This is a genomic window from Aestuariibacter sp. GS-14, from assembly GCF_006494365.1.
GTDB classification, from domain to species: domain Bacteria; phylum Pseudomonadota; class Gammaproteobacteria; order Enterobacterales; family Alteromonadaceae; genus Alteromonas; species Alteromonas mangrovi.
In genome coordinates this window covers 173,664-194,925 of sequence record NZ_VHIP01000006.1, presented here as the reverse complement: position 1 = coordinate 194,925, position 21,262 = coordinate 173,664, and the positions used below count along the sequence as shown (strand labels likewise).

At 47.6% G+C, this 21,262-nt stretch carries 19 protein-coding genes and 1 riboswitch; of the genes, 8 read left to right on the top strand and 11 right to left on the bottom strand.

The annotated features are described in order from the left end of the window. Positions 1 to 21 precede the first annotated feature (21 nt). On the top strand, positions 22 to 648 hold the full coding sequence (locus FJ444_RS12015; RefSeq protein ID WP_140958541.1) for an alpha-ketoglutarate-dependent dioxygenase AlkB: 627 nt from the start codon (positions 22 to 24) through the stop codon (positions 646 to 648). Then, positions 639 to 956 carry a BolA family transcriptional regulator gene (locus FJ444_RS12010; RefSeq protein ID WP_140958540.1) on the top strand — a complete coding sequence of 106 codons (318 nt, stop codon included), beginning with the start codon at positions 639 to 641 and terminating at the stop codon, positions 954 to 956. The genes FJ444_RS12015 and FJ444_RS12010 overlap by 10 nt, the downstream gene beginning before the upstream one ends. A gap of 3 nt (positions 957 to 959) precedes the next feature. Here FJ444_RS12010 and FJ444_RS12005 read toward each other — a convergent pair whose 3' ends face one another. Continuing rightward, positions 960 to 1,904, bottom strand: a complete 945-nt coding sequence (locus FJ444_RS12005) for an AEC family transporter (RefSeq protein WP_140958539.1) — start codon at positions 1,902 to 1,904, stop codon at positions 960 to 962. Between the two features lie 203 nt (positions 1,905 to 2,107). Here FJ444_RS12005 and FJ444_RS12000 point away from each other — a divergent pair, with 203 nt between their 5' ends. Next, positions 2,108 to 3,421 (top strand): aminotransferase class V-fold PLP-dependent enzyme, encoded by a 1,314-nt coding sequence (locus FJ444_RS12000; RefSeq protein ID WP_140958538.1) that lies wholly within the window; start codon positions 2,108 to 2,110, stop codon positions 3,419 to 3,421. A gap of 33 nt (positions 3,422 to 3,454) precedes the next feature. Here FJ444_RS12000 and FJ444_RS11995 read toward each other — a convergent pair whose 3' ends face one another. Together FJ444_RS11995 and FJ444_RS11990 are read right to left on the bottom strand one after the other, a co-directional pair. After that, entirely contained in the window at positions 3,455 to 3,745 is a 291-nt protein-coding gene (locus tag FJ444_RS11995; RefSeq protein ID WP_140958537.1) for an antibiotic biosynthesis monooxygenase, read from the bottom strand. Further along, on the bottom strand, positions 3,742 to 4,065 hold the full coding sequence (locus tag FJ444_RS11990; protein ID WP_140958536.1) for a hypothetical protein: 324 nt from the start codon (positions 4,063 to 4,065) through the stop codon (positions 3,742 to 3,744). Before FJ444_RS11990 ends, FJ444_RS11995 begins: the two co-directional genes overlap by 4 nt. A 157-nt stretch (positions 4,066 to 4,222) precedes the next feature. Between FJ444_RS11990 and FJ444_RS11985 the strand changes: the two genes are divergently transcribed. Then, positions 4,223 to 5,788 carry a SulP family inorganic anion transporter gene (locus FJ444_RS11985; RefSeq protein ID WP_140958535.1) on the top strand — a complete coding sequence of 522 codons (1,566 nt, stop codon included), beginning with the start codon at positions 4,223 to 4,225 and terminating at the stop codon, positions 5,786 to 5,788. Positions 5,789 to 5,874: 86 nt separating this feature from the next. Here FJ444_RS11985 and FJ444_RS11980 read toward each other — a convergent pair whose 3' ends face one another. The 3 genes from FJ444_RS11980 to FJ444_RS11970 form a co-directional block, all read right to left on the bottom strand. After that, positions 5,875 to 7,074, bottom strand: a complete 1,200-nt coding sequence (locus FJ444_RS11980) for a methyltransferase (protein WP_140958534.1) — start codon at positions 7,072 to 7,074, stop codon at positions 5,875 to 5,877. A 320-nt stretch (positions 7,075 to 7,394) separates the two neighbouring features. After that, entirely contained in the window at positions 7,395 to 8,105 is a 711-nt protein-coding gene (locus FJ444_RS11975) for a response regulator transcription factor (RefSeq protein ID WP_140958533.1), read from the bottom strand. Beyond that, positions 8,102 to 9,661 (bottom strand): HAMP domain-containing sensor histidine kinase, encoded by a 1,560-nt coding sequence (locus FJ444_RS11970; protein WP_140958532.1) that lies wholly within the window; start codon positions 9,659 to 9,661, stop codon positions 8,102 to 8,104. Before FJ444_RS11970 ends, FJ444_RS11975 begins: the two co-directional genes overlap by 4 nt. Positions 9,662 to 9,856: 195 nt before the next feature. Here FJ444_RS11970 and FJ444_RS11965 point away from each other — a divergent pair, with 195 nt between their 5' ends. Further along, on the top strand, positions 9,857 to 11,608 hold the full coding sequence (locus FJ444_RS11965; protein WP_140958531.1) for a PAS domain S-box protein: 1,752 nt from the start codon (positions 9,857 to 9,859) through the stop codon (positions 11,606 to 11,608). A gap of 30 nt (positions 11,609 to 11,638) precedes the next feature. Here FJ444_RS11965 and FJ444_RS11960 read toward each other — a convergent pair whose 3' ends face one another. Continuing rightward, positions 11,639 to 12,838 carry a diguanylate phosphodiesterase gene (locus tag FJ444_RS11960; protein ID WP_140958530.1) on the bottom strand — a complete coding sequence of 400 codons (1,200 nt, stop codon included), beginning with the start codon at positions 12,836 to 12,838 and terminating at the stop codon, positions 11,639 to 11,641. Between the two features lie 278 nt (positions 12,839 to 13,116). On the opposite strand from FJ444_RS11960, the gene FJ444_RS11955 reads away from it, so the two are divergent. Further along, positions 13,117 to 13,752 (top strand): phosphoribosyl-AMP cyclohydrolase, encoded by a 636-nt coding sequence (locus tag FJ444_RS11955; protein WP_140958529.1) that lies wholly within the window; start codon positions 13,117 to 13,119, stop codon positions 13,750 to 13,752. A 253-nt stretch (positions 13,753 to 14,005) separates the two neighbouring features. Here the strand turns inward: FJ444_RS11955 and FJ444_RS11950 are convergent, their stop codons facing one another. From FJ444_RS11950 to ccoG, 4 genes are all read right to left on the bottom strand, one after another. Further along, a complete protein-coding gene (locus FJ444_RS11950) occupies positions 14,006 to 14,632 on the bottom strand; it encodes a thiol:disulfide interchange protein DsbA/DsbL (protein ID WP_140958528.1) in 627 nt (208 codons plus the stop codon). Positions 14,633 to 14,738: 106 nt separating this feature from the next. Next, on the bottom strand, positions 14,739 to 16,646 hold the full coding sequence (locus FJ444_RS11945; protein ID WP_140958527.1) for a TonB-dependent siderophore receptor: 1,908 nt from the start codon (positions 16,644 to 16,646) through the stop codon (positions 14,739 to 14,741). A gap of 60 nt (positions 16,647 to 16,706) precedes the next feature. Further along, a riboswitch (cobalamin riboswitch) is annotated at positions 16,707 to 16,910 on the bottom strand. A gap of 73 nt (positions 16,911 to 16,983) precedes the next feature. Further along, positions 16,984 to 17,961 carry a serine/threonine protein kinase gene (locus FJ444_RS11940; RefSeq protein WP_140958526.1) on the bottom strand — a complete coding sequence of 326 codons (978 nt, stop codon included), beginning with the start codon at positions 17,959 to 17,961 and terminating at the stop codon, positions 16,984 to 16,986. 11 nt (positions 17,962 to 17,972) lie between these two features. Further along, complete coding sequence (gene ccoG / locus FJ444_RS11935; protein ID WP_140958525.1) at positions 17,973 to 19,406, bottom strand: cytochrome c oxidase accessory protein CcoG; 1,434 nt, start codon at positions 19,404 to 19,406, stop codon at positions 17,973 to 17,975. A 433-nt stretch (positions 19,407 to 19,839) separates the two neighbouring features. Here ccoG and FJ444_RS11930 point away from each other — a divergent pair, with 433 nt between their 5' ends. Together FJ444_RS11930 and FJ444_RS11925 are read left to right on the top strand one after the other, a co-directional pair. Then, complete coding sequence (locus FJ444_RS11930; RefSeq protein ID WP_140958524.1) at positions 19,840 to 20,232, top strand: hypothetical protein; 393 nt, start codon at positions 19,840 to 19,842, stop codon at positions 20,230 to 20,232. A 150-nt stretch (positions 20,233 to 20,382) separates the two neighbouring features. Then, complete coding sequence (locus FJ444_RS11925; RefSeq protein ID WP_140958523.1) at positions 20,383 to 20,904, top strand: DUF3016 domain-containing protein; 522 nt, start codon at positions 20,383 to 20,385, stop codon at positions 20,902 to 20,904. Positions 20,905 to 21,262 lie beyond the last annotated feature (358 nt).

Sequence of the window (21,262 nt, the reverse complement as noted above, 5' to 3'; positions counted from 1 at the left end):
TTTATCTTGGTGTTAAATACTGTGCAGTCTGATCTTTTTCTCTCGCCCGCCCAGGGGCTCAAAGCACTGCCGCTAAGAGATGCCCGGGTGAGTTACCAGCCGGACTGGCTGAGTGAGCAAGAAGCATTAACATTACATGCTCAATTACAGCAAAGCTTGCCCTGGCGGCAGGATACTATCAAATTGTACGGTAAATCGGTATTGATTCCACGCCTGCAAAGCTGGCATGGTGCAGCGCATTGTGAATATACCTACTCAGGTTTGCGCATGATACCTCATCCGTTCACCCCCTTGTTAGACTCATTAAGGGAGAGGCTTACTCTCGAGCTGGATACACAATTTAACTGCGTGCTGGCTAATTGGTACAGAGACGGACAAGACGGCATGGGGCTGCATGCCGATGACGAACCGGAACTTGGGCCCGAACCGGTAATCGCATCCATATCGTTAGGGGCAGAACGCAAATTCAGTTTTAAACATTTACCCAGCGGTGAGCGCACCGATATACAACTTGCCAATGGCAGTTTGCTGGTAATGGCGGGTCAAACACAACGTTTTTATCATCATGGGTTGAGCAAGACGCGCAAAGTCATTGATGGTAGAATCAACCTCACGTTTCGCTATATTGCTCCTCACTTATGCAAGTAAATGCTTTTATTGAATCGCAACTCAATGCACATCTTCAGCCAGTATTTCTGGATATTCAGGACGAAAGCCATCAGCACAATGTCGCGCCCGGCGCGCAAAGTCATTTTAAGGTAACGATTGTATCAGATGCGTTTGAGGGGCAGCGCCTGATTGCCCGGCACCGACAAGTTAATGCCTTGCTGGCTGACGCATTAGCCGGACCGGTGCATGCGCTGGCGTTACATACTTACACACCTCAGGAATGGACTGCCCGTGGCGAGCAATCCTTTGCTTCTCCGCCCTGTCGCGGTGGCAGTAAATCAGGCTAGCAGCTACAGCAGGTTCCGCGACGCCAACAGATCAAACGCTACAATGGTCACCGGTAACGACAGCAGGGTGGTAACTGCAATAATACTTGCTGCCAGCCGGTGGTCGCCGCCCAGACTTCGTACCATAACGTAACTGGCGGCGGCCGTAGGCGAAATCGCCATCAGCAGTACAATGCCCAAAGGCATACCCTGTAAACCTGCAAAATAGGCAATCCCCACCATAATAGCCGGGTACAACACACACTTACTTAGCGTGCTTAAGGAAATGTTAAACCAGTCATCGCTGAACGATCGAAATTGCAGTGATGCTCCCGTGCAAAGTAACGCCAGTGGCAGTGTTAACTGCGCGAAGTATTTACCGGTGGTAATGGCAATGCCCGGCAGTGACCAGTTGAAATACGAGAACGGCAGTGCACAGCAAATAGCAATGATCAGCGGGTTTTTAGCAATGCCGGACAGTTGCTTTGTAAGTGAGCGCTTACCTTCCTGATAGAAGTTTAAAACAAATACACTCAGTACATTAAACAGAATAGTTACCAGACCCAGATACACCGAGGCTGCAGCGAGTCCATCGCTGCCATAGGTATTGGCGCAATAAGCCAAACCAATGATCCCCATATTGGCGCGAAAGCCGCCTTGGGTAACCACACCTTTTGCATCAGGGTTGGCAACCAGCACATGACTTAATCCCATAAACACCAGGAAATAACCCAGGGTCCCGGCAAGCCCGATACCAATAAGTAATGGATTTGCGGCATGGCTGAAATCAGCCTGACTGATTGATAAAAACAACAACGCGGGCAGGGCAACGGTGAATACCAGTTTGGATCCCGTTGCAACAAACTCGTCGTTGATCAGTTTAACGCGGATTAACACGTTACCCATTACCAGCAACGCCAGTACGGGCCCGATAACGGTGATCGCAAAATCGATAGTGGAGGACTGCATGAATAGTTTGGTGGTTCGGAAAAGGTTACTTCGTAGCTTAACACTCAAATCCATATATTTTCAGTGTTATTAATGTGTCCCTTTCCTCAAAGCGCATTGATTTGTCCTGTTTATCTGCAATTCAACGAGTGCAGGTCATCGACTCTATTTACATCGGCGGCGTTATACCTGATGTTATAAAGTAACAATTTCAGGAGCTAAGCATGCAGAGCCGGCGACAACTTTTAAAAACATTTACCACGCTATCACTTGGTGGATTATCTCATTCAGTATTCGCCAGCGGTGAGGACTCAACAATAAATGAGCTTGTAGATTTACTTCACACCAATGCATCACCGCAAGCAGTGGCAAGGGATGAGTCTTATTGGAACAAAGTGTCGCGTTATTATCTGAAGGGAACTGATACCATCAACCTTGAACAAGGCTATTGGGGGAAAATGGCACTGCCGGTCGAAGACGAATACATTCGATTGACCCGGAAGATAAATCAGGAAATGGCCTGGTACGCCAGAAAACATTGGTCGGATGATTTTAAGCAGGTGAAACAAACTGTGGCCAGGGCGTTAGGTGCAGAAGTAAACGAAATTGCGTTAACCCGAAATGCCACCGAATCGTTTGTGAATCTAATTACTCAGTATAAAGGATTGCAAAAACAGGACGCTGTTCTTTGGGCCGATGTTGATTACCCGAGTTTTCAGCACATGATGCAATGGCTGGCCAATGAACACAAAGCGGAAGGTATCGCACTATCCTTGCCTTCATCCGGTAGCAAGCAGGATTTCATTGATGCCTATACCGCTGCATTTCAACAACATCCAAATTTAAAGTTGATGTTGTTAACTCATACCAGCAACCAACACGGTTTAACGTTGCCCGTAAAGGAAATTGCGGCCCTGGCTAAATCAAAGGGAATTGATGTAATTTGCGATTGCGCGCAATCCTGGGGGTTGGTTAATTTTAAAATGGACGACCTTGGCGTAGATTGGGCAGTATTTAACTTGCACAAGTGGATTGGGTCGCCTGTTGGCGTGGGTGCTTTGTACATGAAGGCAGGCACACTTGAGCGAGTTTCACCGTTCCCGGGAGAGGCAGGTGGAAATGAATCAGCACAGAATCGAGTGCATATAGCTACGTCTGACTTCGCCGCGTTTCTTGCAGTGCCCCACGCCATTGCATTTCATTTTGCCATAGGGGGTGAAAACAAAGCTGAGCGGTTACGTTATTTGCGCAGCCGCTGGGTTGATGTAGCGAACACACTGCCAAACATTGAAGTGCTGGGTGCAGCCGACGTTGACGGTAGTTCAGGCATGGGCGGATTCAGAATTAAAGGCCAGGTGACCCAGCCGCAGGTCTCGGCGCTTCAACAACGCCTGGAAAACGAGTTTGGTGTATTTACAGTGGTGCGCCAGGATCTCGCCAGTGGCTGTAATATTCGTGTTACGCCACAGGTGTTTACTACGTTAGCGGAAATCGATACGTTCGCCAATGCGTTGATTAATATCGATAAAGCATTGTAATAAAACGTTTCTGTATGATAACTGGATAGGTGGCTAGCTCGAGGTATACTCGCGATTTATACTGGCCACCTGCACCTGATAATCCTGATACCAGTTTTGTTTTCCCTGCTGCTGGGCGGCTTTGTGGAGCGGATCGTTTTTCCAACGTATTACGCTGTCTTCGTCTGGCCAGTAGGATAACGCAATCTCTTTGTCGCCTTCACACAGCGCGGTAAATTCGAGGCAGCCGTATTGGTCTAAAGCCAACTGGCGCAGTTTGCCTGCTTGTTGCAAATACTCGTCATCGAGTTGTTTAACGGTGGCGCGAAAAATAACAACTATCATTGTGGTGCGTCTTTTAACACGGCCTTTAATCCACTTTGCATCAGGGCTTCCCGGCGGTTGTTGATCATGATGCGCGAAATAACTAATCCCGCAATCAGGGCTACCACAGGCACCCAACTGGCAAATCCCACCGCAACGTAAAGCACACCGCCAATACCAACAATCCACAGCAACGGAATTAACCAGCTGTAAAGGGTATAGCTGCGCAGGGCAGAAGGCGTAAAAGCTGCGGCCTGAGCTTGTTCAAGTATTTTAAACTGTTCGTGACGTTCGCGTTGGGCGATTTCAGGGAAATGGTCGATGTACTCTTTAATATCCATAAGATGCGATCAGGTTGTTTATTCGCTGCCAGTAAATCGAATATCACGTGGCTGGTCAAGTTCAGGCGGCATTTATTAACAAACTGTTAAAGGACAAATTCGCCTGACAGTGGTAGGATCGCCGACCGTTTTTTAATCACCCACTGAAGAAGCAAACATGTTTGACATAATCTCCAGTAAAGACAGCAACATCAAGAACGATGTGCTATCCGGGATAACGGTAGCGCTGGCACTGGTGCCAGAAGCCGTTGCCTTTGCCTTTGTGGCAGGTGTAGAACCAATGATTGGTTTGTATGCCGCCTTTATGATGGGTTTGATCACGTCTGCCATCGGCGGCCGTCCCGGTATGATTTCCGGTGCAACCGGTGCCATGGCGGTGGTAATGGTTTCGCTGGTTAGCCAGCACGGTGTGCAGTATTTATTTGCCGCGGTAATACTCGCGGGCTTATTGCAAATACTCTGCGGCATATTCCGGTTAGGTAAGTTTATCCGGCTGGTGCCATACCCGGTAATGCTGGGTTTTGTAAACGGCCTGGCAATTGTGATATTCCTGGCACAGTTAGGGCAGTTCAAAGTAGCTAATGCGCTGGGCGAACAGCAGTGGATGCAGGGCACCCTGTTGTACTGGATGCTGGGTTTGGTTGCGCTTACCATGGCCATTATTTACATTTTGCCACGGATTACCAAAGCCATTCCCGCGTCACTTGCCGCTATTATTACCATTACCTTATTGGTTCACGGACTGGATTTAGAAGCGCGAACGGTAATTGATTTTGTGCGCGATATGCTGCCTGCCGACCAAAAAGACAGTGCGACGCTTGCCGGTGAATTACCGTCGTTTGCCATCCCTATGGTGCCGTTTACCTGGGAAACCTTCATGATTGTGTTGCCTACGTCGGTGATCCTCTGTTTGGTGGGCTTAATTGAATCCTTGTTAACCTTGTCACTGATTGACGAAATGACCGACACACGTGGCCGTGGCAACAAAGAATGTATTGGTCAGGGTGTGGCAAACACCGTGAACGGCTTCTTCGGCGGTATGGGTGGTTGCGCCATGATTGGTCAGAGCATGATTAATATTAACTCTGGTGGTCGTGGGCGCCTTTCCGGTATTACTGCTGCCGTGGTGCTGTTGGGCTTTATTTTATTTGCTGCACCGCTGATTGAAATGATCCCGCTGGCTGCGCTGGTGGGCGTTATGTTCGTGGTGGTAATTGGTACGTTTGAATGGGCGTCGTTCCGCATTATTCGCGGTGTGAACAAGGAAGATGCGTTTGTACTGTTCCTGGTAACTGCGGTGACGGTAATTGCCGACCTGGCCATTGCGGTTGTGGTGGGCGTGATTGTGTCTGCACTGGTATTTGCCTGGAAACACGCGCGCCACATTGAAGTAAAAACGCACGTAGATAAAGACGGCTGGAAAGTGTACGAGTTACAAGGTCCATTGTTCTTTGGGTCGGTTAGTCACTTCCGCGATTTGTTCGATATTGCCAACGACCCGGATGATGTGGTGATTGATTTCCAGTCGAGCCGTATCTGGGACTCGTCAGGTATCGACGCTTTGGATGGCCTGGCCGATAAATACGAAAAAGCAGGTAAAAAGCTGCATATTCGCCACGTAAGTCACGAGTGTTTAGCACTGCTTACCAAAGCGAATAAGTTTGTAGAAATTAACGTTAATGAAGACCCACGCTATCACATTGCATCAGATAAGCTGGGTTAAGTTGCACATTTACGGTTAACGTCTACCGTTTCAGAAACCGAGCCAACTGGCTCGGTTTTTTCTTGTGCGCCCAGTGCTAATTTAGATCAGCACGCGTTGTTCCGAATGGCATTGATATGTAGGTTGCGCGGGGTTATTTCCCGTGGGCAAAAACGGGTTAAGGCTACGTCGCATCCGCCTTCTTGTAAAAACAATACCAAGTCCAGTACTAACCACATTTCCAGAGCGCGCCGAAATCCCTGCGACACCAACTGCAACCGGCGAAACTCACGGTATCTCACTTCTGCCTTTTGCAAAAATGGTGCAAAGTTAATGTCAGGCGGCAGGGCAATGTTACATTTTTCTGCCAGTGTTCGGATCGTTACTTCAGGGCCAAGGGCTACGTAGGAGTAGGGTAACGACGGCGTGGAGCGGTATTCATCTTTGCCGGTGATGTCCCGCTGAATCAAATCAAAGGCCATTCGCCATTCACTTAAGGTGCTCACTTGTTTGCACACTCTTGGTGACGAGGTAACCATTTCTTGTACCGCAAGGCGCACCTGATTTTTACTCAGATACAGGTTGTTGTCAGCAGCGATTGCAGACAGGGGCTCATAATCTCCATGCAGCCACTGATGGTAACAACAGGGTGCAAAGGATAAGTACTGCGAGTTGCTCGCCAGCCATTGCCTGAGCAGAGTTCGGTGCAAGTCGCCACAAGCATGCAAGGCAATAACATGTTCGTGCGAATGAAAATCATGACTTTCTGCCAGCACATCCTTGCAGCTAAAGTGTGCCTTGTTAACCCAGGGCGCAGCAAGTGCGCTGCCTTCATCACACAGTTGTGATTGCATTTCTATACCGTGTAAATCGCGCTGCCAATGATGAGCAACCGCGCGGCCTAAATGCGCTTTACCTGAGCACCAGTCTACCACTGTGGATACGCCTGGTGCCGCCTTTTCCGGCAAGGCGCCAATGAAGGCAAAAATTTGCGACCATTTTCGCCCCGACACGCCCGTTGCCAGGTGTTTGTTGAGTTCCACCGGATGGATGTTCTGCGCAACATTTAAGAGGGCCAGCATGTCCCCATAGTGGGGAATATAATTGGCTAAAAACTGATGGAGTTTCTCTGCACTGTTATCAATGTCATTAAACGCTTTCTCACTGAGTTGCAGTACCTGCTTGCTTAATTCAGGGTAGTGCTTGCGCCACACCATGTCGGGATTGTAAAACGGTGAGTCTCGCCAGAAGTCCTGAAATTCAAGGAGTTGTTTAGTGAGTGCAACAAATTGCTGAGCGTGGTTCATTATTCAGGTTAGTTCAGATAAAACGATTGTTTAGTAATGGCTTGCAACGAGAGAATGATACCTGAGGGTACACTGCAAATCGATTGATAAAGTCAATTTACTTATGTGTAGTGATCATGAGAGGGAAGTACCAATGGCGATTGAAAAATAAGGCTACTCTGATGGGACGTTGGAGACAGATTGAGTGCCGCTATCTGGTAATGGTTACGTCACGAGCGTCGGCACCTTGTTCAATATGAGTGCTGGAAGGGGGGATGGCGAGTTTTGCCATCATCCTGTACCGAATCGCAATGAGGTATGGTGAATCGCATATCACTGACTCACCGCTGTGAATACGCTTCGTTAAGTGCTTTTAACCGGTAGCCATTACCGCGGATAGTGGTGATCTCCAGGCCCGCTGTTGGGGGGATTTTTTGCCGTAGCCTGCTGATGTATACGTCCACAATATTCGTTAGCGGATCGGTATTGCTTTGCCACACACGGCTTAATATACGCTCCCGGGTAAGCACTTTATTCTGTGACTCTATAAAATAGCTCAGCAGGTTGAACTCAATGTTGGTCAGCGTCAACTCCTGCGCATTCTCGTTGTGAATAATACTGGCCAGCTTGGATTCTAAGTCCAGCACCAGATTGGCAAAACGCATTTGTTTGGCTTGCGTAATTGGCTGCGCTCGTTGGCGTCGTCCAAGTGCATTCATACGGGCTAGTAATTCGTCGAAATCGAAGGGTTTACACAAGTAGTCGTCGGCACCTTTATCTAGCCCGTTTACTTTGTCGCCTATATCGTCGAGGGCGGATAACAGTAACACCATCGGTGCATGACTGAGCTGCTTCAGGGGTGAGAGAAGATCAACGCTATCGTCCTCACCAAACATCCTGTCGAGTACCAGCAGATCTGGCTTCTCCCGTTTAACTACGTCAATCAGGTTGTGCAGTGAAGTCTCTTTAATACATTCAAAACCCTCCGCTGTAAGCCCCCGATACAGAAAATTTACTAACGAGATTTCGTCGTCGGCAATTAACACTTTCATGAAACAACATCCATTGGCAAATAAACTTGAAACAAGGCGCCTTCTCCTGGGGTTGAGCTGACCCGGATTTCGCCACCATGAGCCTCAACTATTGCTTTGGCGATAGCCAGCCCAAGCCCCAGGCCCTCCGACTTATGTTTAAAGCGAACAAAGCGTTCGAAGATATGATTAATATCCGAAGGCGAGATCCCTTCTCCAAAATCCTTAATGTCAATGCAGGCACGGTTGTTGATTTGTTTAAGTGACACGATAACTGGCGTTTGCGGCGCTGAATATTTGCATGCGTTATCAAGCAGAATTGCCACTACCTGCTTAAGGCGCTGGTGATCGAAACTTAGCTGCAGCGTTTTGGCGTGATTATCTATTTCAAGGGTAAAGTCGCGGTCTTTGTGCAGGCGTTGCCACTGGCTTACCTGGCCGTGTAAAAAGTCGCCAAGCGCCTGACGGGCGGTGTCGAGTTTTAACTGGCTTAGTTCGGCTCTGGCCAGTAACAGCAAGTCATCCACCAGTTCACTAAGATTTATCGCCTGAACCAGAATGGAATCGAGTGTTTCCCGGTATACCTGTTCAGACGCTGCAGACTGTCGCAGTGTTACCTGTGCTTCACCTCTAATAATGGTGAGCGGTGTTCTGAGTTCATGGGAAACGTCAGCAAGAAACTGTCTTCTCCGGGAATCGACTTTGGTGAGTTGTTCATTAACCTGACTTATTTCTCTGGTTCTTTGCTCGACTTCAAATTCCAGTTGCCGGCGGGACTGTTCTGCTTTCATTTCGTGATCAGCCAGTTTTGTAGCCAGCAGGTTGAGTGACTTTACGAGTTGAGAGAACTCGGTATCCAGAGTTTCCGGTAAGCGTTGCTGGTAATCCCCCGCAGCAATGGCATTGGTTCCGTTATTGATTATGGTAAGCGGCTGATAAAGTTGATTAAACAGCCAGTAACAAGCAAGAATAATACACGGAGTCGCAAACAGGGCTATACCAACCGCGAACCATACGATGGCGGTATTGAGCGTTTCTATTTTGGCGTTAAGTGCGGCTACCACATTACCCTGACGTACTACGGCTGCATTGATAGCTTCACGGAACTCGTTATCAATTTTAACTTCAAGCAGGGTTCGTAAACGATTCTGCTGGTCGAGTGGCGTATTATTATAAATGGCGGTAATGGCTTTAAATTCTGCAATGATGGCGTTAATAAGTGCTGCCAATTCGTCGGTGTCTTCAACACTGCCCGCCGTCAGCTTATTGCCTAGTGCCTGTCTCTGCTGAAGTTCCAAACGTCGGATCTTCTCTAACGACTGACCAATCAGAGCCTGCTTGTTACGAATAATGGCCTGATTGGCACTCTCCCCAAATATGAGCTCGTCGGTGAGCTGCTTAAACATGCGATAAGAAATGCTACTGAGTTTTTGATGCTCTGCCAGCAGGGTCTGCGCCGTATTGCTTTGCTCTAGATTGATTTGGGTCAGATAAGAGGAAACGGCGGTAAAGCACAGCGCAATCATCATGATGAGCCCGGAAGTTATCCCAAATAAATAGATTTTTCGTTTGTACATAAACGTTCGTCGCCATTACCTTTTCCTTATTACGTAGATTTCTCGAAAAGAGTGCAATGTGTACTGCGCTATGTGAACGTATTGTTAATGATGTTCGTATTATTTTCTGGTTTGATCGGGCAGTCCGGTCTATTGCTGTTTATTGTTCGGTAGACGCAAGTCTGAAGAAGTAACAAATTACAGGCGGAGTATTATATGTTCTGGCAACAAAAGACGAAAACCAACCAAGCAATTCAGGCCCTCGAACAGAGTATTATTGCGGTGGTCAGTATCGACGAAAAAAATATAGTTACATTTTTTAACCTTGCTGCAGAACAGATCTGGGGCTATCGAAAAAGTGAAGTCGTGGGTAAAAACGTAGCTATGTTACTTCCTCATGAATTGCGCGCTAAGCACGATAGCTTTGTAAACCACCATCGCCAGACTGGTCAGGATAAAATTGTTGGTAGCTCCAGGGACGTCCAGTTACAACGCAAGGATGGCAGTAAGCTGTGGGTACAATTGTCGTTGTCCAAAATTGTGCTCAACGGGCAAATTCATTACACCGCTTTTGTGCGTGATATTTCTCAGGAAAGAGATTCCCGGGAAACTATGGCGCAAACGCTCGAGCAGGCATTGGATGCCGTTGTCTGTATCGATGAACACAACTGCGTTACCTTGTTCAATGCCGCCGCTGAAACCTTGTGGGGATACGATCGTGAGGAAGTGCTGGGGCAAAACGTGAAGATGCTGGTTCCACAGGCTATTCAGGCAAATCACGATAGATATGTTAACGCTAACCGGGAAACCGGGCAGGATAAAATCGTCGGTACCAGCCGTGAAATTAAAATAGAACGTAAAGACGGTAAAGTGCTGTGGGGGCAGTTATCGTTATCGAAAGTCAGACTTGAAAGCAAAACGTTGTATACCGCGTTTGTTAAAGACGTAACCCAGGAAGTACTCATGCGGGAAGAGCGGGAAATGCTCTCTATGGTTGCCAATGAAACAGATAACTCAGTCATTATTACCAATTCGGCCGGGCTGATTGTGTACGTGAATAAAGGCTTTGAAAGGTTAACCGGCTATTCACTGGCAGAAATTAAACACAAGAAACCGGGCGACTTCCTGCAGGGCCCCGAAACCTCAGTAGACACCATAGCCCGAATTCGCAAGAATCTGCACGACCGTACGCCGTTTTATGATGAAATCCTAAACTATACCAAGAGTGGCGAGCCGTACTGGGTATCGTTGTCTATCACGCCAATCCTGAATGAAAAAGGCGAGGTGAAAAACTATATTTCGGTACAGGCTAACATTACCGAGGTTAAACAGATGGCGCTGGACTTTACCCGTAAAATCAATGCCATCGACAATTCATTGGTGCTAATCGACATTGATAAGGATGGCCGGTTGAAAACGCCCAGTGATTTGCTGGCAGCAAAGCTCGGTTCAAGGGCCACGCAGCAGGCCTTTGTGGATCAAGTGTTAAAAGAACTCAGCGCAGAACACAAGGCAGAGTTGCAGGGCAGTGGGAATATTAAATTGCAGATAAATTTTGGTCATGGTGATTTTCTGTTGTCGTTGGATGCCGGAATTTGTGCACTGAAGAATTTTAAAGATGAAATTACTCAATACGTGTTGTTTGGTATTGATATTACGGCCCGAAGGATTGCTGTTAATCAAACTCAGGAAGCCATGAAGGGAGTGCTCAGTGTAAGTCAGACCATTAGTAATATTATTGGCACTATTAACGGGATTTCAGAGCAAACTAACCTATTGGCGCTTAATGCTGCGATTGAAGCGGCCCGGGCGGGTGATGTAGGTCGTGGTTTTGCCGTGGTGGCGGATGAAGTAAGAAACCTGGCTTCCCATTCTCGTGACGCCAGTAACGAAATTGATAAACTGGTGAAGGATACGGTAACCCGCATAGACGACTTGGCGGTGATGCTAGGGAAAATTGATCAATAACGACCGGGACTAACTGCAAACAGGGTGCAGTTAGTCTTGTAGTTGGTTGATTAATGCGCGTGCGTTAAAGTGGATCGCCTGGGTACCATTTAACTGTGGCCTGGCAAACAAAAAGCCCTGAAATTTACGGACCCCTGTATTATTCAGCCAGAGCCACTCTTCAAAGCTTTCTACGCCTTCAACTATCAGGTGGCTGCCCGTGGCATTGGCAAATTCAAATACCGAGTGCAGAATAGCCTGACGCGGCCCACTTTCATGAATCCCGTTGGTAATAGCTCTATCCAGCTTAATTTTGTCAGGCATGAGATCTGCCAGTAATGAAAGACCGGCGTAACCCGCACCAAAATCATCCAGTGACAGGCGGATCCCTGTGGCACGAATGCTTTCAATTACAGCAAAAAAGGCATCACTCTCTTTCACCATTTCACTTTCGGTGATCTCCAGTATTAATTGTTCCGGTCGCAACCCGCCTTCTTTCAGATAGCGTAATAATTGGTCCACCACTTGTTTATTTTGCGTTATTGCGCCGGGCAGCAAGTTAACCGATAAAGACTGACCGGGTTGTAAAAGTTTTGCGCCCTGTGTGATGGCAATTGCCTTGGAATTTAAATCAAACTCGTATCGTTGTTGCTCAGGAAGGCCGGCTAAAATTAGCTCCGGATAGGTCCCATCCTGATTGCGTAATAGTGCTTCATAGGACGAGATACCACCAATTCGGGTATCGACAATTGGTTGAAAGGCAAATTGAATTTGACTGGCAGGATAAGGGGCCAGCGTAATCGCGCTGGTAGCAATAATACAATTAACTGAGGCTTTGTCTTCTGCCGACACGCAGCTGCGCCAGCGGCCGGTAGCGAAGCTGTTAAGCAACGAGAATACCCTGCTGTCTCGTCTTACGGTAAGGTCTTGAGGTAACCAGTAACACTGGTTATCGGGATTTAAAATTAGGGTCCGCAAATGCCATTTCCCAAATTCGCGTTGGGCGCAGGCGCTGTCGACGACTTTCACAACGTTGGTATGGCGGGGATCGCTTTTAATATGTTCAAACAGACCATGAACGGTTTCGCCCTCACCCTCAAGAACCTGAAAAAAGAATTCTCCATCGAACAGCAATAAACCGGTTATGTTGTTGGCCTTATTAAAGGGAACTGAATCATCGACTATTTTATCGATATCCTGTTCAGACATCTTTTGGGTAGCCCGACTACGATACACCAGTTGTCTTAACATGAGCGACTCCAACATTAACAAGGATGCGGTTCCACACTCCTAGTATAGACACTAACAAGTATACGAAAAGACCTCTCCAATAGTTTATTGATGCCGGTTACAGCACGGCTGAATCCTTGTTGAAACTGCGAGCTTCCAAAGCCTGCGCATTTTTAATGTTCTTTTAATCTTCCTTTCAAGTTTTATTCAGGCTTAAACAATACGCTTAATCATGAACAACAGGCAGTGATTAGTCGACACTGTTTACTTATCTAATTTAGGTATAAGAGAGTATGATTATGCAAAAAATGAACTTAAAAACGTTAGTGGCTATGTCGCTTTCTTCAGTGATATTAACAGGTTGTGCTACCGCGCAATCCCAGCAGTTAAACAGTGCTGCAAGTGAGCCCGCAATGAGCCATTCATCCGCGCCGGTGGCAGATAACCGTTTACTCTATTCTGATTCCTGTATTTCAGAGCGCGAAGTGGTTGAAGCCCAGAAATTATGGGGAGATGGGATTGTTCGTATTGGTTCGGTGTATACGGCTAACGGGGACTATAAAACTGCGGCTGCAGATTTTATTCAGGACATGTATGGCTACGACCTAAGCAGCGTGTTGTTCAAACCCACCCTGGCCGCCAAGGTGCAGTTTAGATCGAGTTTTGACGCAGCATTATCTTACTTTGTAGGTGGGAATGAGTCGTACACTGAAGATAAAGGTTTTGCCATTAAGCCCTATACCAAAGTGAAATTTGACAATGTTGGGATTATTAATAATAGCTGTAGTATGGCAGTGGCCATGGGTAATTATTATTTTACCGACATAAAAGGTGGCGAAACAAAAGTGGAATACACCTTTGCTTATGTTAAGGACAAATCCGGCAAGCTGAGAATTGTTGCACACCAGTCATCATTGCCTTACTCCCCGGCTTGACTCTGCGTATCAGTCAATACATGAGGTAGCTGCCTGCAGCTACCTTTTTTCGCAACTAAGCTGTGTTGGCGGGTTAATAATACCTGAAAAATGGGCGGTAGAAGGTGACTAATGACCGGTAAGGTTGCAAGGCCCTGATGCCGGGAGACGGTATCCTGCTATTGCGCATAACTCGTGCTTTCCCTCGTTAAAAGAAGCAGAAATAAAAAAGCCGAACATTGCGTTCGGCTTCTTATAGCGTAAAGAGGCTGTATTAGCTTTTCTTAGCGGCCAGGAAGTTAATGACGTCCAGGCGATCCTGTTCGGTCATGTCGCGGGTAAATTGTACTTTGTATTTACCGTTAACAATGAAAGTAGGTACCGAACGCACATCGTTGCGGTAATCTTCAATGACTTTATTGTTTTTCGCCAGCATCGACTTAACGCCAAAGCTGTCTACCAGACTGTCAAATTTCTCGCCATCCACACCATTGATCACAAAGATATTGCGGATATCCTTGATGCCGGTAATGGTTGCGCGCTGGCGATGAATGTAGTTAAAAATGGCACCGCTTAACTCGTCTTCCTGCTTCAGCGCTTTGGCCAGCAGCATGCCTTTTGTTACGTCGTCCTGAACTTCCTGACTGGTATAAGGCATGAAGTTTACGTGCACTTTTTCGAATTTAACACCTTTGTCCAGTGCTGCTTTCAGCTTGACTACAAAAGGCTCGGTGCGATAACAGTGAGGACACCAGTACGAGAAAAACTCAACGACCTGAGGTTTTTCACTCAAGGGCTTATCCAGTACTTCATAGTGCTCGCCTTCCTGCCATTTTTCGGCAGCACACGCCTGTAGCGGCACCAATAATGCCAGCATTATCAACAATGCAAACTTCTTCATTCTTGTATACGTCCTTCGTCAAGCTATGGAAAGTGCTGAGGTTATCACAAGGGCCGCACTTCGCCTAGTCGCTATCGACCAGGCGAATGTGGTTGTCGGCAAACCGTTAAAATGAATAGCTGGTGTGAGCCAGAATTCTGCGGTTACTGCCCTGATACCCTACGATATCCTCAAATGATTCATCCAGTGCGTTGTCAATGCGCAAACCTGCCTGCCACTGGCTATCGATTTGATAATCGATGTTAGCCGTCGTTAGCCAGTAAGGCTTTAAATGCAGGGTTTGTGCACTCGCCGGCCACGGTGGGTAGAAAGTATCTAACCGGGTACCAGTATACGCAGCCTTAATATAAGCAGACAAACCCTGAACCGGGAATGAATAGCGTGCAGTGAGTGAGCCTGTGTGATTTGGACGGCGCAGTTCAACTGTTTCAGTTTCACCCTGGGTTGCATCCAGGTATGTGTAGTGTGCCGTTACGCTGATATCGTCATACTGCCACTGTGCGGAGGCTTCAACACCGTCGCGACGCGATTTGCCAAAGGCATTCTGGGCCGTGTACATACCGCTGTCGGCGTCGTACACGAAACCCTGAATCTCGTCTTCTAAGCGCGTTGAAAACACACTTAGCTGCAAGGTGACATTGGCCGGTAAAATAATATCTGCGCCTAATTCAACATCCTGGCTTTGTTCAGGAAGCAGGGCAGGGTTGCCAATAAATGTGGCGGGATAATAGCCATACAGCTCAGTGAAGCTGGGCGTTTTTACGGCTTGCCCCACACTGGCGAATACCTTTACGTTATCGGTAATGGCATAACGTGCCCCGGCGCGATAGCTCCAGGCGCGGCTAAAGCGTTCGTTGTCGTCGTAACGCACACTCAATTGTGTATTCAGCTTGTCGTTGCCCAAACCGGTTAATTCGGCAAACACACTGCTGGTACTGTCTTCACCGCGGTAATTGGGGTCGTCCCAGCTAACCGGGCCACTTTGCTCGAATTCACGGCGCAGGTACTCACTGCCAACTGCCAGTGTGGTTTCACCCAGAGCAACAAAATGCGTCCAGGTAAACTGTTTGCGCTCACCCTGTGTACCACCTGCATCAATACCGTCGGTAGTATTGCTGTTTTCGTTGCGGTTGTAATGAATGCTCACTACGCTGCGATAGGGCAGGTCTGTAGGGGTAAACTGCCAGTTTACCTGTGCTGATAACTGCTCACCATTGGTAACGTTATCCGCATCGGCTGGCAGACCAGTTACCGCGTAATCTACCCCATCGTACTGATTGGTGTAGTCGGTGAAGCGTACTTTTGCATCCAGACTGTGTTGCTCGGCTGGTTGCCACTGAATACCACCATTCAATGTGGTGTTTTCGTATCCGTCGCGCTCACCACCCAGGCGTGACACGTTGTCACCTGCGGTATCAAGCACACTGGCAGAGGCATTTGCCTGAAGTTGCTCGCCACGGAAACTGGCAGAGGCTGCTGCGCGATAGGTGTCGGCGTTACCGGCACCGGCCGACACACTCACAGTGGAATTGGATTGATTGGCCGCTGTGGTGGTAATGCTGAGTACGCCGCCTACGGCACCACTGCCCCACAAGGCGCTTTGTGCACCGCGGAACAATTCAATGCGAACAATATTGGCGGCGGTTAAATGGGCGAAGTCGAATAAGCTGCCCTGGCTGATGTCGTTGGCTACCACACCGTCGATGAGCACCAGCAGATGATTGGTTTCACTGCCGCGCAAGCGCAACTCAGTTAACGAGCCCGGGCTACCAGACTGACTAATACTAATACCCGGTAAACCGCGTAACAAATCGGTGATCTGCGACGCGCCGGATGCCTGAATGTCCTGTTCGGTAAGCACGGTAACCGACGCAGCCAGTTTACTGAGTGCCAGTGGCGTACGCGAACCGGTTACGGTAATGGTTTCAACGGGTGCTGATTGTGCGAATGAAGTAGTTGAAAAGCCCGCAGTGCAGGCCAGTGCTACCGCGCATGAAAGTGTACGAATGATCATAATAGGTTCTCTGTTTGCACTCCCACCGAGTGCCGAGATAAGATTTTCGATGCCTTGCTGGTGCATCGACCCTGCACAGGCCGGTCTCCGGGCTGTCAAACACGCGGTTGCGTGCGTCCCGCCTTCCCGGCAAAGCCGGTGGCGCATAGGGAACACAATAAAACTATTGCTTGATTACCGTTGCGGGGGCAGCGTAAGTCTTTCACTTACTTCCCGATTATCCCAGCGCGTATAAGGCTGGGCACCTGTGTTGGCGGCAATTATAAGTGGATGGAATAAAAAGTAAAATTTTTATACCGCAATGCCAGCTGTACTGGCATGGGTATGTTTATGTGGATCAGTACTGCGGAGTGAGTGACAACGGTGGTTCTTGCAGAACAGACAATTGCTCTTTCAGGGCCAGTACCTGCTGTTCCCAGTATTTGAGTTCACCAAACCACGGGAATGCCCTTGGAAACGCGGGATCTTGCCAGCGATCTGACAGCCAGGCCATGTAATGCACCATTCGCATAGCGCGCAGAGGCTCAATTAACGCCAGTTCCCGATTATCGAAGTCGCAAAACTCTTCATAGGCTTCCAGCATCGTTTCTAATTGCAGTAACTGTTGAGGGCGGTCGCCGCTTAACATCATCCACAAATCCTGCACTGCCGGGCCCATTCGGCAATCGTCCATATCAACAAACATCGGGCCGTCTCGCCACAAAATATTCCCCGCGTGACAATCGCCATGCAGGCGAATGGTCTTTTTGGGTTTGTAGAGCGTTTTGGTTAGGCTTATTACCTGATCCAAAATGGTAAAAAAAGCGTTTTTCAGGCCATCTGGCAACAACTCACTGTGCTCCAGCGTATTGCGCGGCTGAGTTAAAAAACTCTCGGTATTCAGCGTAGGGCGGTGCGCAAAAGGGTTGCTCCCGGCTACTTTATGCATACGGCCGATAAAGCGTCCCATCCACTCAAGGTGGTCAAGGTTATCCAGTTCAAACTGTCGTCCGCCCGCAGACGGAAACAATGCGAAACGGTACTGTTGAGCGTAATGCAGCGACTGGCCATTGTGCAGGCAAGGCGCCACTATGGGAATTTCGGCGTCTGCCAGTTCCTGGCTAAACTGGTGTTCTTCCAGAATTTGCTCGTCGCTCCAGCGCTGCGGCCGGTAGAACTTCACAACAAAGCGTTGCTGCTCGTCGCTAATAAACTGATAAACGCGGTTTTCGTAGCTGTTTAACGCCAGCAGGCCCGACTGGGGATAGATGCCGCACTGTTCAAGTGCGGCAAGGATGGTATCGGGCGACAGCGCGGCAAAAGTAAAGTCACTCACTGAATAATTGGTTACCGGTAGAGGAATTTCGTTGGTTCAAGAACCTCTACAATACTGCCATCCTGGCCGGTAGTCGAGACATGGAAGTAGATTTCGGTTACCCGGCCGTCAAGATTCTCGGGATCCGTTGCCACCGAAACCGGTAAGCTGAACACCTCACCACCCTCTACGGTAACCACTTGTTCACCAATAAACTGATACTCAGCCAACCCTTCTACTTTGATGGTGTAAGTATACTGGGATTGCGATTTGTTCAGCACTTTTAACGTGTAAACGTTCTCTATTTGCCCGTTCAGGTTTTCGCGATACAGCGAGTTGCGGTCACGAATAATGTCGACTTCAAGGGGAACCCGCGTAGCGATATCGGCAATCAATAATCCCACCATTACCAACAGTACTACCAAATACCCAATCAGTTTGGGGCGAACAATGTGGGTGGTGCCTCCATTTAATTCGTGTTCGGAAGTAAAGCTGATCAGGCCTTTGGGGTAATCCATTTTTTCCATTACGCCATTACATGCGTCCACGCAGGCACCGCAGTTAATGCACTCATATTGCAGGCCGTTGCGAATGTCGATACCGGTTGGACATACCTGAACACACAGGTTGCAGTCGATACATTCCCCCAGGCCTTTGTCGGCGAGTTCGGCATGGGCAAGTTTGCGAGGGCGTGGACCGCGTTTTTCACCCCGGTTGGGATCGTAAGACACGGTAAAGGTGTCTTTGTCGAACATTGCCGACTGAAACCGCGCATAAGGGCACATGTGCGTACACATAATTTCGCGCATCCAGCCCGCGTTTCCGTAGGTACACACAGTGAAAAACAGAATTGAAAAGGTCGCCCAAAAACTGGCGTTAAAGGTAAAGAAATCAATAAACAACGGCCCAATTGGCGTGAAATAGCCCACAAAGGTGAGTGATGTTAATAGTGCAACCAATACCCAGGCAGTATGCTTGGCCGTTTTGCGCAGGAACTTGTCTGCGTCCATAGGGCGCTCGTCTAGTTTCATACGCTTGTTGCGGTTGCCTTCAAACTTCTCTTCAAACCATACGTAAATGTATGTCCAGGTAGTTTGCGGACACATAAATCCGCACCACACGCGCCCTGCAAAGGTGGTTATAAAAAACAGTGCGAACGCGGAAACAATGAATATGTAGGCAAGCAGAGTAAGATCCTGCGGCCATAACGTTAATGAAAAAATCGTGAAACGCTGCTCCATAATATCCAGCAGGATGGCCTGATGGCCGTCGTACTGTATCCACGGAAACACAGCGAAAATGGCAATAAATACAAAACCAAACAAACGACGGAAGTTCTCAAGTGGCCCCTGCACAGCCCGCACATATATCCGGCTACGGGGCGTGTATTTCTTAGCCTCCTGGCTGCCCTCGGGCTTGTGAACTTTTACCGGGGTAACGTTTTTCACCGGAATATGATCGTTCATTTGACTACCTTATTTAAAAAACAGAAATCGAAGAATACGGCAGGAGTATATCAACAACATATTAATTTTAATTAATATAGATCAATCCCTGTGTTGTCTTGCCACCACAACGCTGCCGATGCGTTGTGAAAAGCGATAGCTTTTACCGCGCGTAAGTGTATATCACTGATACCTTTTCTTCTATGCCACAATGGTATCAGGCTGTCAGTGTAATCGAACTGATACGTTGAGGTTATACACATGTTCAGAAAATAGGGTGCCAGAGCACAAATGGCAGAGTATCAGCTAAACTATAATCAGGTATAAATTCCACAACGTATCTGAGTGAGAGATTGCGATAAAGTAAATCATGTTGACCTGGTTGTATTTTAGCGCGCATCTGCGCGCTGATTTTTCAGGACGGTATCATTAACTAACGGAGACTATTACTCACATGTTTCGTTCATTTGCCATCGCTTTAGAAATTGCAGTGTTGGTGGTGATTTTACAGTTGCCTTTTGTACAGTATTTACTGTCGGATGTGCAGGCAACCGTAAGTGAATGGATGACCGACATTGCGCAACGGGAAGAACGCGAGCAGCTTGCCGACATTTCTGCCAACATGCAGGGGCAAATTCAGGCTATGCGTCCTTATCAGCAGGAATATATCGCAACCATACTGTCGTCGCGCTTACAGCTTATGCAGTTTTATCATAATTACTGCGCCAACGACGATCACAATCCTTATGTGTACGGTGCCACCTTACATTTGTTTTGTCAGGAAATTGAACGCTCACCGCTGTCTCATCACGACAACAACGGAACTCAACTGACAGCAGTAAAGTAGCCGGGCAAACCGATCATCTTGCACAGTACACCTGTTGTTCATGTTCTGTTAAGGATATATATTAGATACTGAACACCGAGAACATACACTTTGGGTATGCAGTAAAAAGTGCTTGTTGAATAGTCTGAATTTCAGAACGGGAGAGCAATTATGCGTGTACTGGCAAAACTACTATTGTTGTCATCAGCCGCAGCGTTTTCGCTGGGTACGGTGGCAGACGAATCAGAGTCTGTTAGCAACGTTGAAGTAACCTGGGAAGACCCAAAGTCGTATTCTGATATACGCCCAAGTAACGAATCAAGAGTGCGTTTTCGCAATCGGGTAATGCGCGATTTAGGTGAATACTTCGAAGAATTAGCTGCGACATTACCAGAAGGGCAGCAACTTAGTATCACAGTAACCAATTTGGATTTGGCTGGTCAGGTTTGGCCAACGTTTGGTTCGGGGATGGACGTTCGCATTATTCGCGAAATTGATATACCCCGTATGACGTTCAGTTATTCGTTATCTGAAAACAATCAGGTGATTAAAAGCGCAGAAGTGTCACTCAAAGACATGGCATTCATGAATCGCGGCGGCACCATTCACACCAATGACTTACTGCGCTACGAAAAAGTGATGCTAAAACGCTGGTTCGATGAAGAGTTCAGCGACACAGTAGCAAAGTCTTAATTTCTTCCTAGATAAGCGTGGTGTTGTTTTGATACCACGCTTATAACCAATACTATTGGTCTTACCTTTTTTCCGTAAAAAATATTCTTAAAAGTCATTCCTGTTGGTTGTCAGTTTTTTTTACAAACTGTAGAAATGGGGTGATAGCGCTAACTGATTATTTCATAAACTTCTCTTTTATTTTTGTCAGCCAAAACCAAACTTATCGGTACTTTTTGTGTCAGTTATTTTTACACTTATATCAGATTTTTGACCAGACCGTCCGGTCCGTTTACAAATATTAATAATTGATACGTAAAGAAAATTCTCATAACTTGTACCATTGGTACAGGTGTCACAATCTTGTCACTTGATACTG

Bases quoted from the DNA above. Each gene is read 5' to 3' on its own strand.
- FJ444_RS12010 (WP_140958540.1), top strand. From the start codon at position 639: ATGCAAGTAAATGCTTTTATTGAATCGCAACTCAATGCACATCTTCAG.
- FJ444_RS12005 (WP_140958539.1), bottom strand. From the start codon at position 1,904: ATGCAGTCCTCCACTATCGATTTTGCGATCACCGTTATCGGGCCCGTA.
- FJ444_RS12000 (WP_140958538.1), top strand. From the start codon at position 2,108: ATGCAGAGCCGGCGACAACTTTTAAAAACATTTACCACGCTATCACTT.
- FJ444_RS11995 (WP_140958537.1), bottom strand. From the start codon at position 3,745: ATGATAGTTGTTATTTTTCGCGCCACCGTTAAACAACTCGATGACGAG.
- FJ444_RS11990 (WP_140958536.1), bottom strand. From the start codon at position 4,065: ATGGATATTAAAGAGTACATCGACCATTTCCCTGAAATCGCCCAACGC.
- FJ444_RS11985 (WP_140958535.1), top strand. From the start codon at position 4,223: ATGTTTGACATAATCTCCAGTAAAGACAGCAACATCAAGAACGATGTG.
- FJ444_RS11980 (WP_140958534.1), bottom strand. From the start codon at position 7,074: ATGAACCACGCTCAGCAATTTGTTGCACTCACTAAACAACTCCTTGAA.
- FJ444_RS11975 (WP_140958533.1), bottom strand. From the start codon at position 8,105: ATGAAAGTGTTAATTGCCGACGACGAAATCTCGTTAGTAAATTTTCTG.
- FJ444_RS11970 (WP_140958532.1), bottom strand. From the start codon at position 9,661: ATGTACAAACGAAAAATCTATTTATTTGGGATAACTTCCGGGCTCATC.
- FJ444_RS11965 (WP_140958531.1), top strand. From the start codon at position 9,857: ATGTTCTGGCAACAAAAGACGAAAACCAACCAAGCAATTCAGGCCCTC.
- FJ444_RS11960 (WP_140958530.1), bottom strand. From the start codon at position 12,838: ATGTTAAGACAACTGGTGTATCGTAGTCGGGCTACCCAAAAGATGTCT.
- FJ444_RS11955 (WP_140958529.1), top strand. From the start codon at position 13,117: ATGCAAAAAATGAACTTAAAAACGTTAGTGGCTATGTCGCTTTCTTCA.
- FJ444_RS11950 (WP_140958528.1), bottom strand. From the start codon at position 14,632: ATGAAGAAGTTTGCATTGTTGATAATGCTGGCATTATTGGTGCCGCTA.
- FJ444_RS11945 (WP_140958527.1), bottom strand. From the start codon at position 16,646: ATGATCATTCGTACACTTTCATGCGCGGTAGCACTGGCCTGCACTGCG.
- ccoG (WP_140958525.1), bottom strand. From the start codon at position 19,406: ATGAACGATCATATTCCGGTGAAAAACGTTACCCCGGTAAAAGTTCAC.
- FJ444_RS11930 (WP_140958524.1), top strand. From the start codon at position 19,840: ATGTTTCGTTCATTTGCCATCGCTTTAGAAATTGCAGTGTTGGTGGTG.
- FJ444_RS11925 (WP_140958523.1), top strand. From the start codon at position 20,383: ATGCGTGTACTGGCAAAACTACTATTGTTGTCATCAGCCGCAGCGTTT.